The following is an 11,776-nucleotide window of genomic DNA, read 5'->3' as shown; positions in this document are numbered from 1 at the left end:
GGTCAGGGGCCACCGACCCATTCGCCATTGCCGTCCGAGCCCATGCACATGACGCCTCGATTATCGGAGCTGCGGGCCAGCTTGCCGAGATACACGCTCGGATCACAGGACTCGCCGACCTCATAGGTGCCGGAGATGACAGGGCCGTGGCCGACCCGGTAGTTGTTCGGTCGGCCGGTCGTCCATGGAATCGCCCCTCCCTCGATCCGAAGTCGCGTGACGGCGATGTAGCACACGGAGGGTATCCGGAATGCGCGGAATCGCTACAGTGGGAAGCGGTTCCGTGCGGAGGGGAGGGTTCCGGTGCCACGGATGGACGAGCCGTACATCGAACGGGGACGGCTGTGGTACCTGGACGTCCAGGCACTGCCCGCCGAACTCCAGGAGAAGCTGCGCCGGCGCGCGGCGGCCGACTACGAGACGGTGCGCTCGGCGCCCGAGGACGACCTGCGGCAGCTGGACTCGGAAATCGCACGGCTGCAGGGCAAGATCTGGGAGGCCACGCTCGGGCACGCCGACGCGGGCTATATCCGGGAACTGCACGGGCTGGCCGCCAACGCGCGGGCACGCAAGCGGGAGGCGCTGCGCGGACGGGCCTCCGCTACCGGGGCGCGCGGCCGGACCATGGCCGTCGTCGCCCCGATCTTCGGGCTCCTGGGTGTGGTGGTGCTGGCGGCGCTCGGGGCCTCGGCCGTGCTCACGGTGCTCGTCCCGCTGCTGCTCACGGTGGCGATCGCGACCCCCTACCTGCTGTCGCGGCGGAATCCGCACACGCTGACCGGTGCCGAGCTGGCGGCGATCGAGCAGGCCACCCGCAGCCTGCCCGTCGCCGACGAGATCCGCGCGCGGGCACTGGTATCCGGGCAGGAGGAACCGCGCGACGCCGCCGATCTGGTGGCCGTCGCCGCCCACCTGGTCGATGTCGTCACCGCGAGTACCGCGTGGCGCAGCGCCTACCTGCAGCCGCATCGCGCCCAGTTCGACGTGCGGGCCGAAGTCCGCCAGATCGCGCACAGCGCCGCCCGCTACGACGCCATGGCCCGGCGGCTCGCCGTCGCGCCCACCGGTGACACCCGCACCGCCGAACTCGCTCGCAGCGCCCAGGATTCGGCGAAACGGCAGCTCGAGATGGTGTGGCAGACGCTGTGCCGCCGCGTCGACGCATTGCGTGAGTTCGCCGCCCACCTCGCACAGCTCGACCTCGAACTGCACAATGCCGACCTCGCCCGCCAGGCCCTCGACATGGACGACGACCTGGCCGAACTGCTGGCCTCGGCGGTCTCCAACGAGCTTGCCACCGAACAGCTCCGGCATATGAGCGAGCAGACCGCCGGACTCACCCTCGCCATCCGCGAACTCGTGGATCAGCTGCACCTGGATGTGCAGACCCTGCGTGCGCTGGCGCCCGGGGACGCGTAACCGGCGCGCCCGGACTTCACAGGTTCGGGTGGTAGGGTCCCGGACCCGAGTCAGGGCGAGGTGCGACCGGAGCCGGTTCGAGCGGCGGCACGCGGATCGCACCCGCCGCGGAGCGTCGGGTTGGAGGGTTCGATTCAGTTGCGGGGCAGTGCTTCCGGGAATTCTCGCGGGGTGGGCGATGCGGTGGATCGGGGGACCCGGCGCGGCAGGCATCGCAGGCCGTCGCCGCTGCACGCGCTGAAGGGGCGCGCGGTCATGGCGGCCGTCGCGTTCGGGGCGGCGGTATCGGCGATACAGGCGGGCATGCAGGAGGCGTCCGCGCACGACCCCGCGAGCGTCGGCATCCAGGCGCTGGGCGCGGCTCAGGTGACGGCCGAGGCCGCCGAGCAGCCCCCGGCCGGGCTCTCCGGCACCGACGCGCATTTCCCCGAGATCCTCACCGCCGCACCGATCGAGGATTCCGCGCAGATCCAGAACCTGCTGCGCAACGGCGAGCACTTCGCCGCCGACGACGCGGCCCGCGCCTCCGCGGGCCTGCGCCCCCTGTTCGTGAAATTCGCCCAGGGCGTCTTCACCTCCGGGTACGGAGCCCGCTGGGGCGTAACCCATTACGGCGTCGACGTGGCCGCCCCGATCGGCACCCCCATCGAAGCCGTCGAGGACGGTGTGGTGATCGACGCCGGACCCGCCTCCGGATTCGGCATGTGGGTCCGCCTGCTCCACGACGACGGCACCATCACCGTCTACGGCCATGTGGACACCACCTCCGTCACCGTCGGCCGGCGAGTCCTGGCCGGCGACCAGATCGCCACCGTCGGCAACCGCGGCTTCTCCACCGGCCCGCACTGCCATTTCGAGGTGTGGCTCAACGGAACCGACCGCGTCGACCCGCTGCCCTGGCTGGCCAGCCGGGGCATCTCGCTGGGGCCGGAACAGGATTGAGCCGTCCGGTGGAGTGCGCGGCCGCTACCGGTAGCGTGGATGGATGCCCGAGATCGCCGAGAACGCGCGGCGCCTGTCCGCCGCTGCCCGCGAGCGCGGGTGGTGGGTGGCGGTCGCCGAATCGCTGACCTGCGGCACCCTCTCGTCCGCGCTCGGTGCCGCGCCGGACTCCGCCGAGTGGTTGCGGGGCGGCGTGATCGCCTACAGCGCGCAGGTCAAGCACGAGGTGCTGGGCGTACCCGAGGTCCCGGTGGTCTCCGAGACCGCGGCCCGCGCCATGGCTTCCGGCGTGCGCTCCCTGCTCGGCGCCGACCTCGCCGTCGCGGTGACCGGTGTCGGCGGACCGGACCCGCAGGACGGCGAGCCCGCCGGATCGGTCTGGCTGGCGGTGGACGACGGCTCCCGGCAGTGGGCCCGTCACGAACAGTTCGACGGCGAACCCACGCAGGTGCTCGAACAGTCCGTCGCGGTAGCCCTGGACATGCTGCTCGACGCGATCCGCGGCTGAGACGTCAGTGCGGGTTCCCGTACGGCGTGTCCGGTGGATCGGTCTGTTCACCACGGCGTTTACGGCGCAGGATCACGACGGCCACGGCGATCGGGATGGCGAGTAGGACGAGGAGTTCCATACTCGGCGACTACCCGCGCGGGGCGAATGATCACCGATTGCCCGGATTACTCGTCGACGGTGATGGTGAGGTGGGGTTTGTCGGCGTCGTCGGGGCCGGAGACCATCTGCCAGACCGCATCGATCATGGGGGCGAGGAGTAGTTCGCCGAACTGGCGCACCAGAATCGCCACGATCTGGGTGGATTCGCGGCGGGTGGTGGAGGCGAGGCCGGATTCGCGGAGTGAGACGACTTCGTTGCGGGTCAACTCCACCAGGCGTTCGAGGAATTTCTGCTGGGTGGGTTCGGGCTCGAGGATGGTGCGGCGCAGGTAGTTCACGACGGCGGGGTTGTCGCGCAGCATCCGGCGGACGGCGTCGTCGCGGGCGGAGGCGACCTCGGTCGCGGTGCCGGTGGGCGGAATCGAGTGCACCGCTTGATAGAAGTACTCGCTCACCAGCTGGTCGACCGCGTCGCGCAGGCCCGCCTTGGTTTTGAAGTGGTGCTGCACCAGGCCGAGGGTGACGGAGGCTTCGGCGGCGACCGCGCGCAGCGAGACGCGGGATTCGCCGTACTGGGCGAACAGGTCCATGGCGGCATTGCGGATGCGTGCCTTCGCGGTCAGGTCCTCGTTGGTGGCCCGTGGATTCAGCATCGCCCCTCGACTCGTCATGTGGTGCGGGTCAGTTTACTGCTCGTAGTAATTGCTGGTCGGATGCCATGTCTGTTTGGTCGTTGACCTAGTTCACGATACAACTGTATCGTTCGCTGCATGGAGGTACCAGCAAAGCGCCCGCTGGCGGGCATCGAAGTCGTGTCACTGGCGGTCAACCTGCCCGGCCCCCTGGCCGCCGCCCGGCTGGCCGAGCTCGGCGCGACCGTCACCAAGGTCGAACCGCCCGCCGGTGACCCGCTCGCGGCCGCCGCGCCCGACTGGTACCGGAACCTCATCGCCGATCAGCGCGTGGTCTCCCTGGACGTGAAGCAGGAGGCCGACCGCGCCAAACTCGACGAACTGCTCGCCACCGCCGATCTGCTGATCACCTCCATGCGCCCGACCGCCCTGGCCCGCCTGGGCCTGGCGCAGCCGCAGCAGCGCTTCCCGGAGCTCTCACTCATCGAAATCGTCGGCCACACAGCCGATCCCGAGATCCCCGGACACGATCTGAACTATCAGGCCGTGCACGGCACCCTCACCCCGCCGCAGATGCCCACCGTGCCCGTCGCCGATATGCTCGGCGCCGAACGCGCGGTGTCCACCGCCCTGGCCGCCCTGGTGGCCCGCGCGGAATCCGGTGGCGGACAACCGTATCGGGTGGCGCTCGAGGAGGCCGCCGCCTGGGCGGGCAATGCCGTGCACTACCGGCTCATGGGCGAGGGGGCCGTACTCGGCGGCGCGTTCCCCGGCTACGGCATCTACGAATGCGCCGACGGCCATGTGGCCCTGGGCGCGGTGGAGCCGCACTTCTTCCTGGGCGCGCTCGCCACCTTCGGCGCCGACGGCACCCACGAGGCCTTCGCCCGCGCCTTCGCCGACAAGACCATGGCTGAACTCGAGGCCATCGCGGCCCGGGACGACCTGCCGCTCAACGGAATCCGCACCAACTCCGGAAAGTAGACACCGATGTCCGAACTGTTCCCCGACTACCGTCCCACCTGGGAGACCGATCAGCACCGCGAACTGCGCAAGCACGCGGCCGAGTTCTTCCGCAAGGAGATCGCGCCCAACCGCGAGCGCTGGGGCAGGCAGCACATGGTCGACCGCGACTTCTGGAACAAAGCCGGCGACGCGGGCCTGCTCGGCCTCGATCTGCCCGAGGAATTCGGCGGCGCCGCAGGCGATTTCGGCCTGCAGGCGGTCGTGCAGGAGGAGCTGATCTACGCGCACGACAATGCCTTCGGCTTCTCGGTGCACTCGCCGATCGTGTCGCACTACGTCTACAAATACGGCAACGAGGCGCAGCGCGCGAAGTGGCTGCCGGGCATCATCAGCGGTGAGCTGGTGCTGGCCATCGCCATGACCGAACCGGGCACTGGATCGGATCTGCAGTCGGTGCGCACCACCGCCGTCCGCGAGGGCGACCACTACGTCATCAACGGCTCGAAGACGTTCATCTCCAATGGAACCCACTGCGACCTGCTGGTGATCGTCGCCAAGACCGACCCCTCCAAGGGCGCGGCCGGCGTCTCGCTCATCGTCGCCGAGACCAAGGATCTGCCGGGCTTCGAACGCGGCCGCGTGCTGGAGAAGATGGGCCAGCACGGCCAGGACACCCGCGAGCTGTTCTTCTCGGATATGCGGGTGCCGGTGGCGAACCTGCTGGGCGAGCAGGAGGGCCTGGGCTTCTACCAGCTCATGGAGCAGCTGGCCCGCGAGCGCCTGATCATCGCCAGCCTGTGCTCGGCGCTGGCCGAGGCCGCCGTGCTGGAGGCGCTGCGCTACTCCAGGGAACGCGAGGCGTTCGGCCGTCCGATCGGCAAGTTCCAGCACAACGCCTTCACCCTGGCGGAGGTGAAGACCGAGGCACTGGCCATCAAAACCCTTGTCGACTACGCCATTGCGCAGTACATCGACGGCAAGAACGATCCGTCGACGGCGTCCATGGCGAAACTGTTCGCCGCCGAGACCGCCGACAAGGTGGTCGACAAGTGCCTGCAGCTGTTCGGCGGCTACGGCTACATGATGGAGTACCCGATCGCGAACATGTACGTGGGTTCGCGGGTGAACCGCATCTACGGTGGTACCAGCGAAATCATGAAGGAGATCATCTCCCGCTCGCTGTGAGCGCGCGGACTCGCGCAGTAGCGGTGGGCGGCGGTCACCGGATCGGCGTGCGCGGTCGGGCCACCATGCGCAGCCCGTGGCGCGGGCGCAGGGTCAGGGTGGCCTCGGGTTCGACGGGGTGGCCCGGCACCAGATCGAAGACGTAGCGCTGACTCCAGATCGCCGTGATCAGAACGGCTTCCATGAGCGCGAAACTGGAGCCGATGCACATCCGGCGGCCGCCGCCGAAGGGCAGGTAGGCCGATCGCGGCCGGGTGCGCGCCGTGCCGGGCAGGAAGCGGGACGGATCGAACTGCTCCGGGTCCGGCCACCACCGGTCGTCGTGGTGGATGTGGTGCGAGGGCAGGATGACGGTGGTGCCGCGCCGGATGCGGTGGCCGTCGATTACGGTGTCGCGCACCGCGACTCGTGGGATCACCCAGGCGGGGGAGTAGTACCGCATGGCCTCCTGGAAGCAGGCGGCGGTCCAGGTCAGGCGGGGCAGATCCGCGACGCCCGGCGGGCGGCCGCGCAGTACGGTGTCGATCTCGTCGAGCATCCGGTCGCGGGCCCGCGGATGCAGCGCGAGCAGGTACCACATCCACGACAGCGCGTTGGCGGTGGTCTCGTGGCCGGCGAGCATGAAGGTGAGGGCTTCGTCCCGTACGCGTTTCAGCGGCAGCCCGCCCTGCTCGCCGGCGGCGGTGAGCAGGTGGTTGAGCAGATCCGGGCTGTCCGTGGGGTTTTCGTGGCGCTCCCGGACCACCCGCCACACCTCGGCGTCGAGGGTGCGCACGATGCGCTGGATCTTGCGCAGCGGCGGCGGCAGCGGCACCGGGGTGAAGGCGACCCGGGAAGTGGCGCGCCACAACCGTTTCGGTGGCGCGGCGATGACGAAGAGCCGTTCGAGGCGTTCCCCGAAGCGCAGCCCGTCGGTGACCAGCCCGGACATGCGCACCGCGATATGCCCGAACTGCTGACCGAACAGCGCGTTGCCGACCACGTTCAGGGTGAGCCGCACCATCTCGTCCACCATGTCGAGCTCGAGGCGGGCCGCCCCGGTGTCCAGGGCGTCGACCCCGGCGCGCATGGGTTCGGCCATCAGCTCGAGCAGTCCGTTGAGATGGCGTCTGGCGAACATCGGATTGAGCATGGTGCGATGCCGCTGCCAGGATTCGTCCTCGTCGGTGAACAGGCTGACGCCGAGCAGGGCGCGCAGGATCTCGTATTCGAACGCCTTGTGGAAGTTCAGCCGCCCCGTGTGCAGCACCTGATCGACATGGTCGGGATGGCCGAGGGCCACATAGCGCCGGGTGCCCGCCCGGAAGCGCAGGACGTCGTGGCCTTTGATGCGCCCGATCAACCCGGCCCGATGATCGAGCCCGATGGTGAGGGCCTCGACGGTGGCGATCCGGGTGCTGGTTCGGTGGCTGGGCCGATGCGAAACCGATTGCCTGCCTTGCGCTTCGGATATCACTGTGGACATGCCGGACCTCCTGCGGCGTACACGGCGTCGTGCCTGATCCGCAGTAAGTGGTGACACCCGTCACCATTGGCTGCGGGTGTCACCAGTTTGGGTTCGCAGCCCGGCCTTGTCAAGATGGGAACCGTGGCGAAAACCAAGACGTGGGGCGGCCGCAGTGCGGAGCAACGACGCGGCGAACGCCGCGAGCGACTCCTCGACTCCGCACTGGCCCTGTGGCGCGAAGGCGGCTGGACCGCGGTGACCATCCGCGCCGTCTGCGCGCGCACCTCGCTCAACGACCGCTACTTCTACGAGGCTTTCACCGATCGCGACGAACTCCTCGTCGCCGCCTGGGAGTCCGTGCGCGACGATATGCTCGCCGCCCTCACCCGCGCCTTCGAACACAACCTGGACCGCCCGCTGCGCGAGATCGTCCGCCTGGCCGCCACCGTCGTGGTCGACCGCATCGCCGCCGACCCCGCCTACGGCCGAATCCTGCTGCTGCACAACGCCGGAAGCCCCGCCCTCGAGGAATGCCGCGCCCGCGCCCTGCGCCTCACCGTCGACCTGGTGGTGGCCGCCGCCCAGCAGTTCGCCGATCCCGCCGAGAACCCCACCGACCTGCACATGAACGCCATCATCGGCGTCGGCGGCTTCGTGGAACTCATCACCGCCTGGCAATCCGGCGTCCTGGTCTGCGACAGCGAGCAGATCGTCGACCACGTCGCCGACCTGGTCGCCACCTTCGGCACCCGATACCGCCACGGGCACGAGCTCACCTAGTCCGCGGACGGGCTCGGCGAACTCCCGCGCCCGTGGCGCGCATCGAGCGGCGGCGGTTGCTGTAAGAATGCTGAGGTGGTGGCGACGGCAGCGGTGGACTATGGGACCGGGCGGCGCATCGCGGTGCTGGTGATCTGCTGCAGCGCGGTACTCGTGGCCGGGCTCGACACCACCGCGCTCAATGTGGCGCTGCCCGCCATCAGCCGGGATCTGCACTCCGATATCGCGGGCGCGCAGTGGACCATCGCCTCGTACACGCTGGTGCTGGCGTGCCTGCTGACGTTCTCGGGAGCGCTGGGGGATCGGATCGGGCGGCGCACCGTATTCCAGATCGGGCTGGGCATTTTCGCCGCCGGATCGCTGGCGTGCAGTCTCGCACCGTCGCTGGGCTGGCTGGTGGGCTTCCGGATGGTGCAGGCGGTCGGCGGCTCCATGCTCAGCCCGGCCGCCATGGCCATTGTCACGCATGTCTTCGCGCAGCCCGCCGATCGGGTGCGCGCGCTCGGAATCTGGAGTGGCGCATACGGTGTCAGCATCGCGGCCGGGCCGTGCCTGGGCGGGCTGCTGGTGGACGGCATCGGCTGGGAGGCCGTGTTCTGGATCAATGTGCCGATCTGCCTGGCCGCGCTGGTGGCGACCGCGGTGTTCGTGCCGCAGTCGCGGGCGGATCGGGCGCGGCGACTGGATCCGCCGGGCCAGCTGCTGGTCATCGGATTCCTGGGTCTGCTGATCTTCGCGATTATCGAAGCGCCGCACCGGGGTTGGGGGTCGCCGATGGTGGTCGGCGCGTTCGCGGGATCGGCGGTGTGCCTGGCCCTGCTCATCCGGCAGGAGTTGCGGACGCCCGAACCGCTGGTGGACGTGCGCGCCTTCCGCTCACCGAAACTGTCCGGGGCCACCGTGATCGCGGTGCTCGCCTACTTCGCGCTCGGCGGGTTCCTGTTCCTCAATACGTTCTATCTGCAGGAGGTGCGCGGAGACCGGCCGGTGATCGCGGGCTTGGAACTGCTCCCCATGGCGGCGGCCATGGTGGTGGGCGGTCCGGTCGCCGGTCGACTGGTGGCCCGCTGGGGGACCCGGTTCACCCTGCAGGTGGGCACGGTCGTCGCCGCCGCGGCCTCGATTCTGCTCACGTTCACCTTCGATACCGGTGGGCAGATTCCGCTGCTGCTCGGCTACGCGCTGTTCGGCGCGGGCATCGGAATCGTCAACCCGCCCATCACGAATGCCGCCGTCTCGGGTCTGCCCGCCGCGCAATCCGGCGTCGCGTCCAGCCTCGCCTCGACCTCACGGCAGGTCGGCCAGTGCCTGGGTGTGGCGGTCATCGGCTCCGTCGTGGCCGGCTACTCGGGCGCGCTGGCCTCCGCCGAGGCGTTCCACCGCCCGGCCACCCTCAGCTGGCTGACCATGAGTGCGGTGCTGGTGGCCGCGTTCGTCGTCGCCCGCGCCATCACCCGCCGCTGATCGGCCGACTCAGCGGCCGCGCCGGCCGGTGAGCAGGACGACGCCCAGGCCCGCGATCAGCACGATGCCGACGCCGAGCGCGAGGAGCCAGACCGGCACGCCGCTGGAATCGTCTGTGGCGGAGCTGTTCTCGTCAGTGGTGGTGGGCGCGGCGGGGGCGGTGGCGTCCGCGGGGGTGGTGGCGGGAGTGGAAGTGTTCACGCGAGTGAGTTCGAAGCCGTAGCTGCCCTGGATCGGGTGACCGTCCTCGGAAACCACCCGGTATCCGACGGTATAGCTGCCCGCCGGAGCCTGCGGGTCGAAACCGACCGTCAGGGTGGCCCCCGCGGCCCTGGGTTCGCCCCGGCCGTACTGCTTACCGTCGGGACCGACGATATTCAGTGTGGTGAACGAGGACTGGATGTTCTCGTTGAAGGTCAACGTGACCGCGGCGGGCGCGGCGTCGAGCCGTGCCCCCTCGGCCGGATCGCTACCGGACAGCGCGGCATGCGCGGCGGCCGGGCCCGCCGTCAGGGTGAGCACGGCCAGCACCGCCGCGAACACGACGCCCAACCGCCGGATACCGGCCGCTGACAGAGGATTCACTCCCACTCGAACACGCATGAGGGCACCCTACAGGCACCGTCACGGCACCCGGCCACGTCAGCGGACTCGCGGACCACCTCCGTCCGGAGCAGCCCCGGTGCGCCGCACCGGGGCTACTGGCCGGTCGCCGAACGGCCTACTCGGCCACCGCTTTCGGCAGCTCCACCGCTTTCGGCAGATCCTCCTCCGCCAGCACCGCCTCGCCGCGCGCCACCATGCCCGCCTCATCCGACAGCGTCAGCTGCGGAATGAACAGGGCGAGCAGGAACGCCACCGCCACACCCGGCAGCAGGTACCAGAAGCCGGGCACCAGGGCGTCGACGTACGCGCCGACGATGGCATCGTGCAACTGCTCCGGCAGATGCTTGACCACCGACGGCACCAGCGCACCCGGATCCACCCCGGCCGCCTGTCCCGGATTCGCCAGGAACGCGCCGGTGAGTCCCTCGGTCAGGCGGTTGGTGAAGATCGAGCCGAACACCGCGACGCCGATCGCGCCGCCCATTTCGCGGAAATAGTTGTTGGCGCTGGTCGCGGTGCCGATCTGATCGGGGGAGACCGCGTTCTGCACCACCAGCACGATGATCTGCATGATCAGGCCCAGGCCCGCGCCCATCACGAACAGCATGCCCGACACCACCCACATGGAGGTCTGCGCGCTGAGCTGGGTCAGCCACAGCATGCCCAGGCCCATCACCACCGCGCCGATCGGCGGGTAGATCCGGTAGCGGCCGGTCTTGGTGATGGCGGCCATGGAGGTGATGAGCGTGGCCATCATGCCGACCATCATCGGAATGAGCAGCAGACCCGACACCGAAGCCGAAGCGCCCGTTGCCATTTGCAGGTAGGTCGGGATGAACGCGACGGCCGCGAACATGACCAGGCCCACCACCAGGCCGATGGCCGAGGTCAGCACGAAGGTGCGGTTGCGGAACAGCCATAGCGGCAGCATGGGCTCCTCGGCCCGCGACTCCACCACGATGAACACGCCGACCACCAGCACCAGGGCCGCGATCATGGTCAGGATGGTCGGGGAGTCCCAGGCGTAGCGCTTACCGCCCCAGTCGGTGAGCAGGATGAGCAGGGTGGTCGCCGTCGACATGAGCACCACGCCCAGGTAGTCGGGCTTGGTCTTGGGACGGTGGGTGGGGATGCTCAGGTAGCGGAACGCGACGATCATGGCCGCGATACCGATCGGCACGTTGATCCAGAAGCACCAGCGCCAGCCGATGTGATCGGCGAAGAATCCGCCGAGCAGCGGCCCGGCCACCGAGGTGATGCCGAAGATCGCGCCCATCGGGGCCATGTACTTGCCGCGATCCTTCGCCGGCACCACATCGGCGATGATGGCCTGCGCCAGGATCATCAGGCCGCCGCCGCCCACGCCCTGCAGGCCGCGGAAGGCGATGAACTCCCAGAATCCGGTGGCCAGCGCCGCGCCGATGGAGGCGAGGGTGAACACGCCGATGGCGAACAGGAACAGCCAGCGGCGGCCGAACATATCGCCGAACTTGCCGTAGATGGGCATGACGATGGTGGTCGCCAGCAGATAGGCCGTTGCGGTCCAGGCCATTTCGGAGACGCCGCCGAGTTCGCCGACGATGGTCGGCATGGCGGTGCCCACGATGGTCTGGTCCAGGCTGGCCAGGAACATGCCTGAGATCAGGGCGGAGAAGATGAGCCAGATGCGTTTCTGGGTGAGGACGATCGGGGTCGGCGGCGCGCTAGCCGTCGTGGTCATCGGCA

The 11,776-nt window shown here is 69.4% G+C and carries 11 protein-coding genes and 1 pseudogene; 7 read left to right on the top strand and 5 right to left on the bottom strand.

What is annotated here, in order from left to right; all coding sequences use genetic code 11:
* Nucleotides 1-2 precede the first annotated feature (2 nt).
* Nucleotides 3-236 carry a hypothetical protein gene (locus tag JK358_RS20545; protein ID WP_201949324.1) on the bottom strand — a complete coding sequence of 78 codons (234 nt, stop codon included), beginning with the start codon at nt 234-236 and terminating at the stop codon, nt 3-5.
* Nucleotides 237-312: 76 nt separating this feature from the next.
* Between JK358_RS20545 and JK358_RS20540 the strand changes: the two genes are divergently transcribed.
* From JK358_RS20540 to JK358_RS20530, 3 genes and pseudogenes are all read left to right on the top strand, one after another.
* Nucleotides 313-1,419, top strand: a complete 1,107-nt coding sequence (locus tag JK358_RS20540; RefSeq protein WP_201949323.1) for a hypothetical protein — start codon at nt 313-315, stop codon at nt 1,417-1,419.
* Between the two features lie 198 nt (nt 1,420-1,617).
* Nucleotides 1,618-2,361: pseudogene (locus tag JK358_RS20535) on the top strand (M23 family metallopeptidase); the annotation flags it as partial.
* A 43-nt stretch (nt 2,362-2,404) separates the two neighbouring features.
* Nucleotides 2,405-2,869: a CinA family protein gene (locus JK358_RS20530; protein ID WP_201949322.1), complete on the top strand. Its 465-nt coding sequence runs from the start codon at nt 2,405-2,407 to the stop codon at nt 2,867-2,869.
* 167 nt (nt 2,870-3,036) lie between these two features.
* Here the strand turns inward: JK358_RS20530 and JK358_RS20525 are convergent, their stop codons facing one another.
* Nucleotides 3,037-3,624 carry a TetR/AcrR family transcriptional regulator gene (locus JK358_RS20525; RefSeq protein ID WP_201949437.1) on the bottom strand — a complete coding sequence of 196 codons (588 nt, stop codon included), beginning with the start codon at nt 3,622-3,624 and terminating at the stop codon, nt 3,037-3,039.
* A gap of 117 nt (nt 3,625-3,741) precedes the next feature.
* Here JK358_RS20525 and JK358_RS20520 point away from each other — a divergent pair, with 117 nt between their 5' ends.
* Complete coding sequence (locus JK358_RS20520) at nt 3,742-4,587, top strand: CoA transferase (RefSeq protein ID WP_201949321.1); 846 nt, start codon at nt 3,742-3,744, stop codon at nt 4,585-4,587.
* A gap of 6 nt (nt 4,588-4,593) precedes the next feature.
* A complete protein-coding gene (locus JK358_RS20515) occupies nt 4,594-5,754 on the top strand; it encodes an acyl-CoA dehydrogenase family protein (RefSeq protein ID WP_201949320.1) in 1,161 nt (386 codons plus the stop codon).
* A gap of 34 nt (nt 5,755-5,788) precedes the next feature.
* Here the strand turns inward: JK358_RS20515 and JK358_RS20510 are convergent, their stop codons facing one another.
* Nucleotides 5,789-7,219, bottom strand: a complete 1,431-nt coding sequence (locus tag JK358_RS20510) for a cytochrome P450 (protein ID WP_201949319.1) — start codon at nt 7,217-7,219, stop codon at nt 5,789-5,791.
* Nucleotides 7,220-7,342: 123 nt separating this feature from the next.
* Here JK358_RS20510 and JK358_RS20505 point away from each other — a divergent pair, with 123 nt between their 5' ends.
* The gene (locus JK358_RS20505) at nt 7,343-7,981 is read left to right on the top strand and encodes a TetR/AcrR family transcriptional regulator (protein WP_201949318.1); all 639 of its coding nucleotides are present in this window, start codon (nt 7,343-7,345) and stop codon (nt 7,979-7,981) included.
* 75 nt (nt 7,982-8,056) lie between these two features.
* Nucleotides 8,057-9,445: an MFS transporter gene (locus JK358_RS20500; protein WP_201949317.1), complete on the top strand. Its 1,389-nt coding sequence runs from the start codon at nt 8,057-8,059 to the stop codon at nt 9,443-9,445.
* A 9-nt stretch (nt 9,446-9,454) separates the two neighbouring features.
* Here JK358_RS20500 and JK358_RS20495 read toward each other — a convergent pair whose 3' ends face one another.
* Nucleotides 9,455-10,048, bottom strand: coding sequence for a copper resistance CopC family protein (locus tag JK358_RS20495; protein ID WP_201949316.1), 594 nt, complete (start codon nt 10,046-10,048; stop codon nt 9,455-9,457).
* A 118-nt stretch (nt 10,049-10,166) separates the two neighbouring features.
* The gene (locus tag JK358_RS20490; protein ID WP_201949315.1) at nt 10,167-11,771 is read right to left on the bottom strand and encodes an MDR family MFS transporter; all 1,605 of its coding nucleotides are present in this window, start codon (nt 11,769-11,771) and stop codon (nt 10,167-10,169) included.
* Nucleotides 11,772-11,776 lie beyond the last annotated feature (5 nt).

It is taken from the genome of Nocardia acididurans (assembly GCF_016741815.1).
Classification (GTDB): Bacteria; Actinomycetota; Actinomycetes; order Mycobacteriales; family Mycobacteriaceae; genus Nocardia; species Nocardia acididurans.
This window is presented reverse-complemented; position numbering and strand designations above follow the sequence as displayed.

Coding starts and splice junctions, on each gene's coding strand:
- JK358_RS20540 (WP_201949323.1), top strand. CDS start 313: ATGGACGAGCCGTACATCGAACGGGGACGGCTGTGGTACCTGGACGTC.
- JK358_RS20530 (WP_201949322.1), top strand. CDS start 2,405: ATGCCCGAGATCGCCGAGAACGCGCGGCGCCTGTCCGCCGCTGCCCGC.
- JK358_RS20525 (WP_201949437.1), bottom strand. CDS start 3,624: ATGCTGAATCCACGGGCCACCAACGAGGACCTGACCGCGAAGGCACGC.
- JK358_RS20520 (WP_201949321.1), top strand. CDS start 3,742: ATGGAGGTACCAGCAAAGCGCCCGCTGGCGGGCATCGAAGTCGTGTCA.
- JK358_RS20515 (WP_201949320.1), top strand. CDS start 4,594: ATGTCCGAACTGTTCCCCGACTACCGTCCCACCTGGGAGACCGATCAG.
- JK358_RS20510 (WP_201949319.1), bottom strand. CDS start 7,219: ATGTCCACAGTGATATCCGAAGCGCAAGGCAGGCAATCGGTTTCGCAT.
- JK358_RS20495 (WP_201949316.1), bottom strand. CDS start 10,048: ATGCGTGTTCGAGTGGGAGTGAATCCTCTGTCAGCGGCCGGTATCCGG.
- JK358_RS20490 (WP_201949315.1), bottom strand. CDS start 11,771: ATGACCACGACGGCTAGCGCGCCGCCGACCCCGATCGTCCTCACCCAG.